We start from the raw sequence: 14968 nt of genomic DNA, 5'->3' as shown, positions 1-14968 counted from the left end.
TGGGATACGGGAGGAACGACTCATGGCGTGGCTGCTGGTCATAGTGGCGGGGTTGCTGGAGACCGGCTTCGCCGTGTGTCTGAAGCTGTCGCACGGTTTCACACGGCTCTGGCCGACGCTCGCGTTCTGCGTCTTCGCCCTCGGCAGCTTCGGCCTGCTGACCCTGGCGCTGAAGAAGCTCGACGTGGGTCCCGCCTACGCCGTGTGGACCGGTATCGGCGCGGCGGGCACGGCGATCTACGGCATGGTGTTCCTCGGCGACCTGGTGTCGACGCTGAAGATCGTGTCGATCAGCCTCGTCATCATCGGTGTGATCGGGCTTCAGCTGTCGGGTTCGGCGCACTGACGTCCTGTCAGCCGGCCTGCCGCTGAAGGATGCTGCGGACCAGGTCCGCGACGCCGCCGTCGCCGGGTGGCGCGGCCACGCAGGACAGCGCGAGCCGGACGGCGAGTTCGCAGGAGCGGGCCAGGTCGGCGGTGTCGGGCCCGGGGGTGCCGGATCCTGCCAGGGCGGTGACGGCCCGGTCGCGGACGAGGGCGACGAAGTCGCCGGGTGAGGGCAGTGGGCCGTCGGCACGGCGCTGGGCCGGTACGGCGGAGGTGGGGGCCACCGCCGACGGGGTCGGGGACGGCAGCCGTTCGCTCCAGCAGCCGGTGAGCATGGCGCGGACGAGGGCGTTCTCGCGGGCCATCGAGGTGGTCCACTCGGCGGTGGCGGTGAGCCGGTCGCCCGGGTCGCTGTGCGCGATGAGCGCGCGGTCGACACCGGCGAGATATCCGTCCGCCTCTCTCCTCACGAGCGCCCGGGCGAGCCCGTCCTTGCTGCCGAACTCGTTGTACAGCGTCTGCCGGGACACTCCTGCCGCCGCGGCCACGTCCACCATCCGCACGGCGGACCACGGCCGGCGCGCCAGCGCCGCGTAAGCGGCGTCCAGCAGAGATTCACGCGCTGCAGGCATCAACGCCTCCCCTTGGGGCGAGCGGCTCTGCGCCCAGATTTGACGCACACGAAACCACTGTCAAGGGTTCACGGACGTACGCGGGGGCGCCTTTGAGCCGACCTACGCGGGCACCTCCGGCGGCTGAACCGTGCCCCTCGCCCAGCCGCCGCCGACCGCCCCTGCGGGCAGTCGTGCAGCTCAGCTGCGGGCAGTGTTGCCCGCTCAGCCGCGGGCGGCTGGTCCCGCTCAGCCGCGGGCAGTCGTGCCGCTTGGTGCGACACGGGTGGGCGCAGCCGCACCCCGCCCCGCCGGGCTGCGCACCCACCCCGCCCCAGCACCACCCCCGCAGCACCCCACCCCCGCAGCACCCCACACCCGCCGAGCCACCACAACGCCCCCACACCCGCCCCCAAACCCCCTGTAGCCCCACGCCCACCTCGGCAGATAGGTTCGTTACATGCCCGACTACCTCGACGACCTGCGTCTCGCCCACGTCCTCGCCGACGCCGCCGACGCCGCGACGACGGACCGGTTCAAGGCCCTCGACCTCAAGGTCGAGACCAAACCGGACATGACCCCTGTGAGCGAAGCGGACAAGGCCGCCGAAGAACTCATCCGCGGCCAACTCGCCCGCGCCCGCCCCAGGGACGCGATCCTCGGCGAGGAGTACGGCGTCGAGGGCACCGGCCCCCGCCGCTGGGTGATCGACCCGATCGACGGCACCAAGAACTACGTACGCGGCGTCCCCGTCTGGGCCACCCTCATCTCCCTGATGGAAGCCGGCGAGGGCGGCTTCCATCCCGTCGTCGGCGTCGTCTCCGCCCCCGCCCTCGGCCGCCGCTGGTGGGCCGCGAAGGGCTACGGCGCGTTCTCCGGCCGCAGCCTCACGAAGGCGACCCGCCTCCAGGTCTCCCGCGTCGGAAAACTCGCCGACGCCTCCTTCGCGTACTCCTCGCTCAGCGGCTGGGAGGAGCAGGGCCGCCTGGACGGCTTCCTGGACCTCACCCGCGAGGTGTGGCGCACGCGCGCGTACGGCGACTTCTGGCCGTACATGATGGTCGCCGAGGGCGCCGTCGACATGTGCGCCGAGCCGGAGCTGTCGCTCTGGGACATGGCCGCCAACGCGATCATCGTCACCGAGGCCGGCGGCACCTTCACCGGACTCGACTCCCGCCCGGGCCCGCACAGCGGCAACGCGGCCGCGTCGAACGGCCTGCTGCACGACGAGTTGCTGGGGTATCTCAACCAGCGCTACTGAGCGCGCCCGCTGTTACCGAGCGCCCCCTTGTTGCCACTCCCTTTGCCTGTCACTCTGAGAATCCGCCCGCTTGTGAACTTGTGAAAAGATGAACAAACGGCGGGACACTCCCAGGAGGTGGCTCCACCCATGCTCGTCCGTGACGCCATGAGCACCGTCGTCCTCACCATCGGCCCGACCCACACCCTCCGCCAGGCCGCCGCACTGATGGCCGCCCGCAAGGTCGGCGCGGCCATCGTCCACGACCCCGACGCCGGCGGCATCGGCATCCTCACCGAACGCGACATCCTCATCTCCGTGGGTCAGGGCCAGGACCCTGACACGGAACGAGCCCACGCCCACACCACCACCGACGTCGTGTTCGCCACTCCGGCCTGGACCCTGGAGGAGGCGGCCGGCGCCATGGCACACGGCGGCTTCCGTCACCTGATCGTGCTCGAGGACGACGCGCCCGCCGGCGTCGTCTCGGTCCGCGACATCATCCGCTGCTGGGCACCGGCCCGTCAGCAGGTACCCGCCTGACAACACGAACGGCCCGGGCCCTCGAAGGGGCCTGGGCCGCCCCTACCGCAAGCCGTAGCCTCCGTCGAGAATAGATATCGTCTAAAATAAGTGGGGCTCTAACTTCACACCTGTTCGCGACCTGGTCTCTTTTGCTGTTAGGCTGGTGACCATGAGCGACCTTCTGGAACGACTGCGCGGACGCGGATGGCGGATGACCGCGCAGCGGCGCGTCGTGGCCGAGGTCCTCGACGGCGAACACGTCCATCTGACGGCCGACGAGGTCCACGCCCGGGCCGTCGCCAAGCTGCCCGAGATCTCCCGGGCGACCGTCTACAACACGCTCGGCGAGCTCGTGTCGCTCGGCGAGGTGCTCGAGGTCTCCACCGACCAGCGCGCCAAGCGATACGACCCGAACGCCCACCAGCCGCACCACCACCTGGTCTGCGCCCAGTGCGGCGCGATCCGTGACGTGCACCCGGTCGGCAACCCGCTGGCGGACCTCCCCGACTCGGAGCGCTTCGGCTTCACCGTCTCGGACGTCGAGGTGACGTACCGCGGCGTCTGCCCGAACTGCGCGGCCGCCTAGTCATCGCACACGAGAAGCCCCGGCCCCGATGGGCGCCGGGGCTTCTCACTGCACGCACACTTTCAAGCCTTCCTGGGCGGCCGGCCCCGGCGAGCTGCTGGGCGGCATGCTCTACGGCCCGAGCATGCTGAACGGCGAAGCTCCTGAAGGCGGACGAGACGACTGCGCTCGACACCGTCGCTCCCCATGGACTGGGTGGGAGATCCGCACCGGCACGACCGACCGCCTCCAGTCCGCCTACCGCACCCAACCGCCGGTAGACACACCGAGGGCCGGAACCCTTTCGGATTCCGGCCCTCGGCCTTCAGTAGCGGGGACAGGATTTGAACCTGCGACCTCTGGGTTATGAGCCCAGCGAGCTACCGAGCTGCTCCACCCCGCGTCGGTGAATGCAACGTTACGTCAACGCGGAGGACGGATGCAAATCGCTTAGCTGGAGCTGCGAGCCGAGAGCCTCATGATGCCCACGGCAGGGTCACGCCGACAGCTCCTGCCTCAGCGCATCCCGCAACCGAGCCGCCCGCTCCGCCACGGACCCCGGCCCCAACGCCACCGCCCGGTCGGCCCACCGCTGCCCCTCCGCCAGCTCCCCCCGACGCGCGTAGACCAGGGCCAGCCGCAACGCCGCCCGCCCGTGCCCGGCGTCAGCCGCCCGCGTCCACCACCCAGCCGCCTCGGGCTCGCTCCCCTCCCGGGCGAGCAGCAGCCCGAGATTGAACGCCCCGTTGCGGGACCCGGCCTCGGCCGCCTCCCGGTACCACCGAGCCGCCTCGACGACGTCCCCACGGGCGGCGGCGAGCATGCCCACCCGCACCTGCGCCCGCCGGTGCCCCCGCGAGGCCGCTCTCTCGTACCACTCCTCGCACTCGCTCCGCCGGTGCACCGGCTCCCCGAGCTCGTGCGCGGGCTCCGGCGGCCGACGCGCGTCGAGCACGGTCGCCAGCCGGTACGCGGCCTCGGCGCTCCCGCCCCCGGCCGCACACCGCAGATGCCGCTCGGCCTCCTGCTCGTCACCCTCCCGCAGCCGGGCCATGCCGACCTGGAGCGCCGCCTCGGTGTGCCCGGCGGCCGCGGCCCGCTCGTACCAGCGCAGCGCGGCCTGCTCCTCACCCCGGCCGGCGTGCAGGATGCCCAGGTTGAAGGCGGCGTCCACGCTCCCGGCCTCCGCGGCCTTGGAGAACCACGGCTCCGCGCCCGTCTCGTCCCCGCCCCGCAGCAGCAGGATCGCCAACGCGTTCGCGGCCTCCCGGTGCCCGGCGTAGGCCGCGCGCCGGTACCACTGCTCGGCCTGCGCGGTGCGCCCCTGTTCGGCGCAGAGCAGCCCGAGGTTGTAGGCGCCGTTCACGTCGCCCGCGTCCATGGCGGCCCGGTACCAGCGCTCGGCGGTCTGGGTCTCGCCCCGCTCGGCGTGCAGCGCGCCCAGCGCGTTCGCCGCGTTGCCGTCACCGTCCTGGGCGGCCCGCAGCCACCACACTGCGGCGTTCTCGGTGTCGCCCGCGTCACGCAGCAGGAAGCCGAGCGCGCAGGCGGCCCGCGCCTCGCCGTCCTTGGCGGACGTCAGGTACCAGCGTCCGGCCTCCTTGAGCTCGCCGCGCTTCTCCAGGATCGTCCCGAGGTGCAGCGCGGCCCGCCGGTGGCCGCGCGCGGCGGCCTGCCGGTACCACTGCTCGACCTCGTCCAGCGCCTGGACACCGTTGTCACCGCCGGCCTCCCGCGCCACCTTCCGGTCCAGCGCCCGGGCCAGGCGGTACGCCGCCTCCCGGTGCCCGCGCTCGGCCGCCACCCGCATCCACTGCTCGGCCCCGGCGTCACCGCGGTGCTCCAGCAGGTCGGCGAGCGCGTACGCGCCCAGCGTGTGGCCCTGTTCGGCGGACTGGCGCAGCCAGTACTCGGCGGCGGGTTCGTCGCCGCGCTCGCGGTGGTGCCGACCGAGGGCGTGCGCGGCCGCCGCGGATCCGGCGACGGCGGCGATCCGCCACCAGCCGGCGGCCTCGTCGGCGTATCCGCGCTGGTGGAGCAGGACTCCGAGGTTGTTGGCGGCGGCCCGGTCGCCCGCGGCGGTGGCTGCACGCAGATGGGGTTCGGCACCGTCGAGATCACCACGGCGCAGCAGCATGGCCCCGAGGACACTCATCGCCTCGACGTCGCCGGCCTCCGCAGCGAGCCGCTGACGCAGCTCTTCGGCCGCCTCGTCGGCGATCTCCCCGGCCTCGTCCGGGGTGTCGGTGTCCTCCCGGCTGGAAGGCTGCACAAAACGCCCTGTCTCGAACAGAGTTGTCTTGTCCCCCATAACGTCCATCGTCGCACCACCTGCAACCTGGGTACACCTGGTATACCGCAGCCAGTGAGGTCACTACAGCGTTTTGTCGACATGCCCACAGAGAGACAAGTCAAACACAGATTTCCCAACTCCCCCCGGCGGCGCGGCCGCAGCCCAGGCCAGCACATGCGTTCACACATCACGAAGGCCCGGATTCCTTTGTGGAATCCGGGCCTTCATGGTCGCTCCGTCACTCGGACTTCGCGATTTCAGTAGCGGGGACAGGATTTGAACCTGCGACCTCTGGGTTATGAGCCCAGCGAGCTACCGAGCTGCTCCACCCCGCGCCGTTGTGTTCACAACCGTATCACGGCGCGGGGTGGACATTTGACCAGGCCAGGCCCCTAGCTGCTCGGCTTGGGGCTCGGACTGCCGCTCGGGCTGGCGCTGGGCTTGCTCTCGCCGCCGCCGGCACCCCGCGGCCGGCCTGGGCCTGCGCGTCCTCGGCTCGCTGCAGAGCGTCCTCGAGGTCCTTCTGCGCCCGGCCGTACGCCTCCCAGTCGTTCTCCTTGAGGGCCTCCTGGCCCGCGTCGAACGCCTTCTGGGCGTCCTCCAAGGCCTGTTGGACCGTCGGGTTGTCGGACGTCGGCGGTGGCGTCGTGGTGTCACCCTCGTCCGGTGGCTCGGGGGCCTGCCCCTCCGTCCCGAAGATCTTGTTGAGGGCCCCGTCGAGCGTGTTCTCGAAGGCGGTCTGACCTCCGTAGGTGACCAGCACCTTCCGCAGCAGCGGGTACTTCAGTCCACCACCGCGTACGTAGACCGGCTCCACGTAGAGCAGTCCGCCGTCGAGCGGCACCGTCAGCAGGTTGCCGTACTCGACTTCGGAGTCGCCGCCTCTCAGGAGCCTGATGGACTCGGCGATCTCCTCTTGGGAGTTGAACTGGCTCTGGACCTGCTTGGGTCCGTTGACCGTCGTGTTCGTCGGCAGTTTCAGGATTCTGATCTTGCCGTAGTCACTGGCGCCCGCCTCGGCGTCGACCGCCATGAACGCGCTGAGGTTGTCCCGGCCGTTGGGCGTGAAGGTCGTCGTCAGCGAGAACGACTGGGCCTTCTGGTCGGGCATCTTCATGCTCAGGTAGTACGGCGGCACCGCGTTGCCCGACCGGTTCGTCGGGTCGTCCGGCACCTGCCACACCTCGCTGCCGCTGAGGAACGTCGTCGCGTCCCTGACGTGGTAGCGGGTGAGCAGCTCCCGCTGGACCTTGAACAGGTCCTGCGGGTAGCGCAGGTGGTCCATCAGGTCCTTGGAGATGTCGCTCTTGGGCTCCACCGTGTCCGGGAATGCCTTCATCCAGGTCTTCAGGACCGGGTCCTTGGTGTCCCACTGGTAGAGCTTGACCTCGCCGGTGTACGCGTCGACGGTCGCCTTCACCGAGTTGCGGATGTAGTTGACCTGGTTCTGCTGGGCCACCACCGCGCGGTTGTTGTTGGCGGCGGTCAGCGAGTCCGCCGTCGTGTCACCGAGGGTCGTACGCGAGGAGTACGGGTATCCGTTGGTCGTCGTGTACGCGTCGACGATCCACTGGATACGGCCGTTCACCACCGCCGGGTAGGCGTCGCCGTCGATGGTCAGCCAGGGGGCGACCGCCTCGACGCGCTCCTTGGGTGTGCGGTTGTACAGGATCCGCGAACCGTCGCCGATGGCGCCCGAGTACAGGATCTGCGGCTCACCGAACGCCACCGCGTACGCGGCCCGGTTGACCGGGTTGGAGAGGTTGACCCCGCTGTCGCCCTTGTAGCTGGTGGTCTTCTCGCCGTTGTCGTCGGAGTAGTCGATCTCCTTCTGGGGACCGCCGACGATCGAGTAGGTGGTGGTCTTCTCACCGTAGTAGACCCGCTGTTCGTACGTGCCGAGGTCGCCCTCGGAGGGCAGGTCGGACTCCGTGAAGACCGGACGGCCCTGGGCGTCGGCGCTGGTGCCCTCGGCGGCGACCACTCCGTAGCCGTGGGTGTAACGGAAGTGGTTGTTGATCCAGTTCTTCTTCGGGATGCCCGCCAGGTTCAGCTCACGCAGGCCGATGACCGTGTCCTGGTCCTTGCCGTCCTTGGTGTAGCGGTCGACGTCCAGGTTGTCCGGGAACGCGTAGTAGTTCCTGATCTGCTGGAGCTGCTGGAACGTCGGCGAGACGATGTTCGGGTCCATGATCCGGATGCTCGCCGTGGAGTCGACGTCGTCGCGGAGCGTGGTCTTGTCCTCGGTCTTGCTCGTGCCCGAGTAGTCGGTGACCTTGGTGCCGTCGATGCCGTAGGCCTTGCGCGTCGCCTCGAGGTTCTTCTCGACGTACGGCGCTTCCTTGGCCTGCTCGTTCGGCTGGACCTGGAACTTCTGCACGATCGCCGGGTAGAGGCCGCCGATGAGGATCGCGGAGAGCACCATCAGGCCGAAGCCGATCACCGGCAGTTGCCAGGTGCGCCGCCACAGGGTGGCGAAGAACAGCAGCGCGCAGATGACGGCGATGCAGAACAGGATCGTCTTGGCCGGCAGGTAGGCGTTGGCGTCGACGTACCTCAGGCCCGTCCAGTTGTCGGTCGCCCTGAAGTCGCTGGACTTGACCGCGAGTCCGTACCGGTCGAGCCAGTACGCGACCGCCTTCAGGGCCACGAAGACGCCGATGAGCACCGACAGGTGCCCGGTGGCCGCCGCCGTGGCGCGGGCGCCGGGGCTGGTGACGCGCAGGCCGCCGTACAGGTAGTGCGTGAGCGCGGCGGCGATCACGGACAGGATCGCCGCGGCGAAGCCGAAGCCGAGCAGGAACCGGTACCAGGGCAGGTCGAAGGCGTAGAAGGAGACGTCCAGCTTGAACTGGGGATCCTTCTGGCCGAAGGGCACGCCATTGACCCACATCAGCCACGTCCGCCACTGGCCGGACGCGGAGGCGCCGGCGATCAGGCCCACCAGGGCCGTGATCCCGAGCAGCAGCCACTTCTTGTAGGGCGCGATGCCCATCCGGTAGCGGTCGAGGTTCTGCTGCTCCATGGACATGGCGCTCAGCGGCGGCCGCAGTCGGTGCGCCAGCCAGATGTTGAAGCCGACCGCGAGGGCCATGAGCAGACCGAAGACGAAGAAGAGCCCGATCTTGGTCCACAGGGTGGTGGTGAAGACCGACGAGTAGTTCACCGACCGGTACCAGAGCCAGTCCGTCCAAAAGCCCGCGAACATGGTGAACACCATGCCGAGGGCGGCCAGGACGCCCAGTGTCATGAGCAGGGTCCGGACACGCCGGGACGGGCGGCCCACTCTGATCCGCGGCCCCGAAGGGCCTCCGCCGCGGTCCGGCATCTGGAAAGCCAAGGTGCGCACCTCGAAGTTCGCTGTTGATTCGTCAGGCCCGCGTCTTCACGGACCGTCTGCGGCCCCCGTGATCGTGGGCCCCCACCTATGCAACTTACTCACCGTTTACTCGGTTCCCGATTCCGGTCGGGAACGAGGCAGGATTGTGACCATGTCCAACACTCCCATGGCAGCGAACCCGCTCACCCGGGCCGTGCTCGAGATCGACGAGTACGTCTCCGGCCTCGGCTGGGACCAGCCAGCCCGCCTCTTCGCCCTCGTCGACACCGCCCGGCTCCGGGCCGAACAGCCCTCGCTCGCGGACCGGCTCGGTCTGGGCGACGAGTCGGAGAACTCCGGCCTCACCCCGATCGAGCAGGACGAAGTTCCAACGGGCAAGCCGCTCGACGAGTTCCTCGCCACCATCGCGTGGCCCGACGCGGTGGCCGGCTGCGCCCTCGCCGTGGAGCGCCTGATGCTGCCGCCGTCCGCGGAGGCCCAGGTTCCGCAGGGCCTGGACGAGGCCGCGCTGTCGAAGTGGGTGGCGGACCACCCAGCCCGTCAGGAGGTCCGGATGACGGTCGCGGTCCTGCGGGACGGCAGCCGCGAGTCGGCCCTGCGCCTGCGCGAGAAGGACTCCCCCACGGAGGTCCTCACCGGCTCCGACCTGGTACCGGGCCTGGCGGAGGCTTTGGCGGCGACGTTCGAGGAGTAGTAGCCGGGCGGCCGCGCGGCCCGGGCCGGTCCCCGGCCCTGCGGACTACTTGCCGCACTTCGGCAGATCGGCGGTGTCGCCGCTGCGGACGTCCTTGAGAGCGCCGAGAGCGTCCTCGATGGTGTTCACCTTGATGAGGGTGAGCCCCTCGGGGGTGTCCTTGGCGGCGGCCTCGCAGTTGTCCGCGGGCGTCAGGAAGTACTGCGCGCCCTTCGCCCGCGCGCCCACGGTCTTCATCTCGATGCCGCCGATCGGGCCGACCTTGCCCTCGTCGTCGATCGTCCCCGTACCGGCCACGAACTTGCCGCCGGTCAGGCTCCCCGGCGTGAGCTTGTCGTAGATGCCGAGCGCGAACATCAGACCGGCGCTCGGCCCGCCGACATCGGCCAGCTTGATGTCGATGGTGAACGGGAACGTGTGGTCGGTCCCCGCGGAGATCCCCACGATGGCCCGCTTCTCGCCGGCGTCGTCCGAGGTCGTCGTGGTGATGGTGATGTTCTGCGTCTTCGTCGGCGTCCGCTTCTCCTTCTCCGCGGCGGTCTGCTCCTTGGCTGGCACGATCGTGAAGCGGACGTCCTGGCCCGGCTTGCGCTTCGTGACGAGCTTCGCGACGTCGGCCGGCTCCTTCACCGCCGTACCGTCGACGGCCTTGATCACGTCCCCCGCGTGCAGTTTGCCCTCGGCCGGGGACCCCTTGACGACCGTCGAGACGATGACCCACGACTTCACCGGAACGTCGAGTTCCTTCAGCGCGGCGACCTTGGCGCTCTCCTGGGACTGGCTGAACTCCTCGGCGTTCTCCTGCGTGGACTGCTCCTCGGTCTTGCCGTCCGGGTAGAGCGTCTCGTGCGGCACCACCTTGTTGTCATGCGCGAGCCAGCCGTAGACGGCCTCGACCAGGTTCATCCGGTAGTCGGCGCTGGTGACCCGCACCGTCGTCATGTTCAGATGGCCACTGGTCGCATACGTCTTCCGCCCCGAAATCTGGAGCACCGGCTCGCCGCCGTGATCGCCCAGCGTGTTCACCGTCGGCCCCGGGGACATCTCCGAATACGGCACGGGGATGAACACTCCCGCGCACAGGAGCGCGATCAGTATCAGGGTGGAGGCGAGCATCGTCGCGGTGCGGCGTGGCATGACTCGACAGTACGGGACGGTCCTGTCAGCGCACCGTCAGGGCCGCCCGTCCGGGGCGGCCCTGTGGGCTCAAACGCCTGTGACCTGCTGTTTTCCTGGCCGTCAGCTACCCGGCCGGGGCTTCTCCATGGCCTCGCGGAAGCGGGCGTAACCGATGAGTTCCGGGCCGTCGCCACGGACCTTGCGGGTCCTGTTGGCCCAACTGCCCCAGAGGCCCGCGCCGATCGCAGCCACAAGCGGAATCAGCAACCAGGCGAGCGCCGCCATGCCGACCTCCAACCCCTTTGAGCGTCCGCAACTGACTGATCAGCAGATTAACCATCCGCAGTGACAACGCTCACGCCAGGGGTGCGGTTACGCAACCGGAATACGGCGCCCCGGATTCAGCAGGCGCCCACCCACTCCTCGGTACCGTCGGAGAACTTCTGATGCTTCCAGATGGGCACTTCGTGCTTGAGGTCGTCGATCAGCTTCCGGCAGGCCTCGAAGGCCTCTCCCCGGTGCGGACAGGAGACGGCGACGACCACGGCGAGGTCCCCGACACTCAGGTCGCCCACCCGGTGCACGGCGGCCAGCGCGCGTACCGGGAACTCGGCGACAACCTTCTCGGCGATCCGCCGCATCTCGGCCTCGGCACTGGGGTGGCACGAATAGCCCAGCTCCGCGACGTCGGCACCCCCGTCGTGGTTCCGCACGGTCCCCACGAAGAGCGCGGTGCCTCCGGCCGCGTCGTCCCCGACGGCCCGGAACACCTCGTCCACGGAGAGAGCCGTGTCCCGAATCCCGATCAGCCTGATCGGGTCCTGCGCGGCCTGTTCACCGGGGTGATCGCTCGTGGATGCCATGCCTCCATCGTGCCGCACGGGACCGACAGGACGGAATAGAGGTATCACCCGGCACGCGCGCGTACGGGTTCGGAGTCTCCTACAGAGGCGGCTCTCAGATCCGCCGCCGGGCCTTCCGGGCCCGTCGCACCACCGCGGCCGCACCCAGCAGCGCCACCGTCGCACCCGCGGCACCCGCCGCCGTCGCGTCCTTGCGGCCCAGTCGCCGCCCGGCCACCGTGTGCCGGCCGGAGACCTCCTCCAAGAGCTCCGCCAGCACCTCCTCGTTGGTGTACCGCGGCCGCCACCCGGCGTCGTGCAGCCGACTGCCGCTGACCACCCAGGGGTACATCGTGTACGCCAGATCCCCGGCCGGAGACGGCGTGAGCCCGATGCGGTGCAGGCGCGCCGCCGCACCCAGCGCGACCGCCGACGGCAGCTCCATGCGCCGGATGCCGCTGAGCTCCTCGACCTCCTCCTGCTCCAGCCACCCGTCGCACCCGACGGTCAGTTCCCCGTCGACCTTCTCCAGGACGGCGTACTCCAGCGCGCTGCACAGGTCCTCGACGTGGCAGAACTGCCACGCGGGCCGCGACCCGGCGACGACGAGCAGCCGAGGAGACTCGAAGTACCTGGTCAGCGCCGTGTCCGTGCCTCCCACCAGGATCGCCGGCCGCACCACGGTGACGTTGAGCCCCGGGTGCGCCCGCGGCGCCCGCCGCGCCAGCCGCTCGATCTCCAGCAGGTCCCCGACGCCCGTCGCCTCCGCCGTGGCCCGCAGCTCAGCGTCCTCGGAGAGCGGCAGCTCGTTGTCCGGCAGCGCTCCGTAGACCATCGCCGAGGTGCACAGCACGACCCGGTGCACTCCGGCCGCCGCGGCCGCCGTCAGGACGGTCTGTGTCCCCCGTACGTTGTAGGCCGTTCGGGCGGCGGCGTCGGTCTCCAGGTCGAGGTCCAGCGCCAGGTGCACCACCACGTCGGCGCCTCGCAGCTTGTCCGCGATGGCCGGATCCCGTACGTCCAGGATGTGCCACTGCGCCGCGGCGCAGTCGCCGCGCCGCTCGTCGATGGCGACGACCTGCTTGACCTCGTCGGACGCGGCGAGCTGCTCGGTGAGCAGGGCACCGACGCCGTACGCGGCACCGGTGACCGCGACGACGGGTCCGCGCGCCGCGGGACTCGCGGAACTGGTTGACTGGTTTCGCGCTGCGCGAACCTGCGGATCTGGGGAACTCACCGGGCGTCTCCAGCGGTTGTCTTCAGTACGAGCACGAGCTAGGCGTGCGTACCAGGTGGCATCCATCCTGCCGCAGGCCGTCAGTCGGCGAAGCACCGAGGCCCGATCCGCCCCGAGGTGTCTACGCTGGGTGGTGATGTCGGGCAGCCGTGCCGCCGGAAAGAACCGGCGGCCCTACCAGCCGAGGAATCCCGTGAGTGACACCCCATTCGGATTCGGCCTTCCGCCGGAGGAGCCGGACGACGGCGACGAGGGCAAGAAGAAGGACCAGCAGAGCGGTGGTGGTCAGGGACCGGCCAATCCGTTCGGTTTCGGCGGCCTGCCCGGAGCCGGAGGATTCGGCGGCCCCGGTGCGGACAACCCGTTCGCAGCCATGTTCGGCTCCCTGAACCCCAACGACCTGGGCGCCGCGTTCCAGCAGCTGGGCCAGATGCTCTCCTACGAGGGCGGCCCCGTGAACTGGGACATGGCCAAGCAGATCGCCCGCCAGACGGTGTCCCAGGGCAGCCCTGACGGCACCAAGGACACCAGCGTCGGCCCCGCCGAGCGCAAGGCCGTCGAGGAGGCCGTCCGCCTCGCCGACCTGTGGCTCGACGACGCCACGTCCCTGCCGTCCGGCGCCGGCTCGGCCGTGGCCTGGAGCCGCGCCGAGTGGGTCGAGGCGACCCTGCCCGCCTGGAAGGAGCTCGTCGACCCGGTCGCCGAGCGCGTCGGCACCGCTATGGGTGACGTCCTGCCGGAGGAGATGCAGGCCATGGCCGGCCCGCTGATCGGCATGATGCGCTCGATGGGCGGCGCCATGTTCGGTACGCAGATCGGGCAGGCCGTCGGCGTGCTCGCCGGTGAGGTCGTCGGCTCGTCCGACATCGGCCTGCCGCTGGGCCCGGCCGGCAAGGCCGCGCTGCTGCCGGTGAACATCGAGACGTTCGGCAAGGACCTGAGCGTCCCGCAGGAGGAGGTGCGGCTGTATCTCGCCCTGCGCGAGGCCGCCCACCAGCGGCTCTTCGCGCACGTGCCGTGGCTGCGCTCGCATCTGTTCGGCGCGGTAGACGGCTACGCCCGCGGGATCAAGGTCGACACGGCCAAGCTGGAGGACGTGGTCGGCCAGTTCGACCCGCAGAACCCCGAGCAGCTCCAGGAGGTGCTCCAGCAGGGCATGTTCCAGCCCGAGGACACGCCCGAGCAGAAGGCCGCCCTGGCGCGTCTGGAGACGGCGCTGGCGCTCGTGGAGGGCTGGGTCGACGCGGTGGTCCACGCCGCCGCCAAGCCCCGTCTGTCGTCCGCCGACGCCCTGCGCGAGACGCTGCGCCGCCGCCGCGCCTCGGGCGGCCCGGCCGAGCAGACGTTCGCCACGCTGATCGGCCTGGAGCTGCGCCCGCGCCGCCTGCGTGACGCCTCCCGTCTGTGGGCCTCGCTCACCGACGCGCGAGGTGTCGACGGCCGGGACGCCCTGTGGCACCACCCGGACATGCTGCCGACGGCCACCGACCTGGATGACCCTGACGGCTTCGTGCACCGTGAGCAGATCGACTTCTCCGAGCTGGACAAGATGCTCGGCGAGGCGGCGGACAAGCCCGACCTGGAGAAGAAGGACGAGGGCGAGGACAAGAACAAGGGCGACGACGCCGGGTGAGCCTCTACGACGACGCGGTCCTCGTGCTCAAGGAGTACGAGGACCAGACGGACCTGCGCCAGGCCTACCTCGACCATCTGGCGGAACACCCGGACGGTCTGTGGAAGGCCTGCCCGGCGGGTCACATCACCGCGAGCGCCCTGGTGATCGACCCCGTGGCCGGCCGGGTCCTGCTGACCCTGCACAGAAAGCTGCGGATGTGGCTCCAGACGGGCGGCCACTGCGAGCCGGGCGACAGCTCCCTGGCGGCCGCGGCCCTGCGTGAGGCGACGGAGGAGTCCGGCGTCTCGGGGCTCTCGCTGCTGCCGGGCGGCCCGGTGCGCCTGGACCGGCACCCGATCCCGCCGCCGTGCCACTGCCACTTCGACGTCCAGTACGCGGTCCTGGCGCCGCCGGACGCTGCGCACGAGATCAGCGACGAGTCACTCGACGTGCGCTGGTTCGGCTACGACGAGGTCGCGGAGGTGGCCGACGAGTCGGTCGTACGTCTGCTGGAGGCCACACGCGCGAGGCTCGCGGTCTGAGGCATGTGTAAGGGGCGG

At 70.3% G+C, this 14968-nt stretch carries 14 protein-coding genes and 2 tRNA genes; 7 read left to right on the top strand and 9 right to left on the bottom strand.

Going from position 1 to position 14968, the window contains the following annotated elements; all coding sequences use genetic code 11:
- Positions 1-22 precede the first annotated feature (22 nt).
- Positions 23-346 (top strand): multidrug efflux SMR transporter, encoded by a 324-nt coding sequence (locus V8690_RS28580; protein ID WP_338782966.1) that lies wholly within the window; start codon positions 23-25, stop codon positions 344-346.
- Between the two features lie 7 nt (positions 347-353).
- Here the strand turns inward: V8690_RS28580 and V8690_RS28575 are convergent, their stop codons facing one another.
- Complete coding sequence (locus V8690_RS28575) at positions 354-962, bottom strand: TetR/AcrR family transcriptional regulator (RefSeq protein ID WP_338782965.1); 609 nt, start codon at positions 960-962, stop codon at positions 354-356.
- A 436-nt stretch (positions 963-1398) separates the two neighbouring features.
- Here V8690_RS28575 and hisN point away from each other — a divergent pair, with 436 nt between their 5' ends.
- From hisN to V8690_RS28560, 3 genes are all read left to right on the top strand, one after another.
- Positions 1399-2199: a histidinol-phosphatase gene (gene hisN / locus V8690_RS28570; protein WP_338782964.1), complete on the top strand. Its 801-nt coding sequence runs from the start codon at positions 1399-1401 to the stop codon at positions 2197-2199.
- 129 nt (positions 2200-2328) lie between these two features.
- Entirely contained in the window at positions 2329-2721 is a 393-nt protein-coding gene (locus V8690_RS28565; protein WP_338782962.1) for a CBS domain-containing protein, read from the top strand.
- Positions 2722-2872: 151 nt separating this feature from the next.
- Entirely contained in the window at positions 2873-3289 is a 417-nt protein-coding gene (locus tag V8690_RS28560) for a Fur family transcriptional regulator (protein WP_010047623.1), read from the top strand.
- 308 nt (positions 3290-3597) lie between these two features.
- On the opposite strand, the gene V8690_RS28555 is transcribed toward V8690_RS28560, so the two are convergent.
- The 4 genes from V8690_RS28555 to V8690_RS28540 form a co-directional block, all read right to left on the bottom strand.
- Positions 3598-3671: transfer RNA gene (locus V8690_RS28555), tRNA-Met, on the bottom strand.
- A gap of 93 nt (positions 3672-3764) precedes the next feature.
- Entirely contained in the window at positions 3765-5588 is a 1824-nt protein-coding gene (locus V8690_RS28550) for a tetratricopeptide repeat protein (protein ID WP_338782959.1), read from the bottom strand.
- A gap of 234 nt (positions 5589-5822) precedes the next feature.
- Positions 5823-5896, bottom strand: a tRNA-Met gene (locus V8690_RS28545).
- A gap of 20 nt (positions 5897-5916) precedes the next feature.
- Positions 5917-8889, bottom strand: a complete 2973-nt coding sequence (locus V8690_RS28540; protein ID WP_338785489.1) for a UPF0182 family protein — start codon at positions 8887-8889, stop codon at positions 5917-5919.
- A 163-nt stretch (positions 8890-9052) separates the two neighbouring features.
- Between V8690_RS28540 and V8690_RS28535 the strand changes: the two genes are divergently transcribed.
- Positions 9053-9595, top strand: coding sequence for a PPA1309 family protein (locus V8690_RS28535; protein ID WP_338782958.1), 543 nt, complete (start codon positions 9053-9055; stop codon positions 9593-9595).
- Positions 9596-9640: 45 nt separating this feature from the next.
- On the opposite strand, the gene V8690_RS28530 is transcribed toward V8690_RS28535, so the two are convergent.
- The 4 genes from V8690_RS28530 to V8690_RS28515 form a co-directional block, all read right to left on the bottom strand.
- Positions 9641-10732 carry a PDZ domain-containing protein gene (locus V8690_RS28530; protein WP_338782956.1) on the bottom strand — a complete coding sequence of 364 codons (1092 nt, stop codon included), beginning with the start codon at positions 10730-10732 and terminating at the stop codon, positions 9641-9643.
- A 102-nt stretch (positions 10733-10834) separates the two neighbouring features.
- On the bottom strand, positions 10835-10999 hold the full coding sequence (locus tag V8690_RS28525; protein ID WP_190049437.1) for a hypothetical protein: 165 nt from the start codon (positions 10997-10999) through the stop codon (positions 10835-10837).
- 116 nt (positions 11000-11115) lie between these two features.
- Complete coding sequence (locus V8690_RS28520) at positions 11116-11577, bottom strand: molybdenum cofactor biosynthesis protein MoaE (protein ID WP_338782954.1); 462 nt, start codon at positions 11575-11577, stop codon at positions 11116-11118.
- Positions 11578-11671: 94 nt separating this feature from the next.
- Complete coding sequence (locus V8690_RS28515; protein ID WP_338782951.1) at positions 11672-12793, bottom strand: SDR family oxidoreductase; 1122 nt, start codon at positions 12791-12793, stop codon at positions 11672-11674.
- A gap of 193 nt (positions 12794-12986) precedes the next feature.
- Here V8690_RS28515 and V8690_RS28510 point away from each other — a divergent pair, with 193 nt between their 5' ends.
- Positions 12987-14426, top strand: coding sequence for a zinc-dependent metalloprotease (locus V8690_RS28510; RefSeq protein ID WP_338782949.1), 1440 nt, complete (start codon positions 12987-12989; stop codon positions 14424-14426).
- Positions 14423-14950, top strand: coding sequence for an NUDIX hydrolase (locus tag V8690_RS28505; RefSeq protein ID WP_338782948.1), 528 nt, complete (start codon positions 14423-14425; stop codon positions 14948-14950). Before V8690_RS28510 ends, V8690_RS28505 begins: the two co-directional genes overlap by 4 nt.
- Positions 14951-14968 lie beyond the last annotated feature (18 nt).

It is taken from the genome of Streptomyces sp. DG1A-41 (assembly GCF_037055355.1).
Lineage (GTDB): Bacteria > Actinomycetota > Actinomycetes > Streptomycetales > Streptomycetaceae > Streptomyces.
This window is presented reverse-complemented; position numbering and strand designations above follow the sequence as displayed.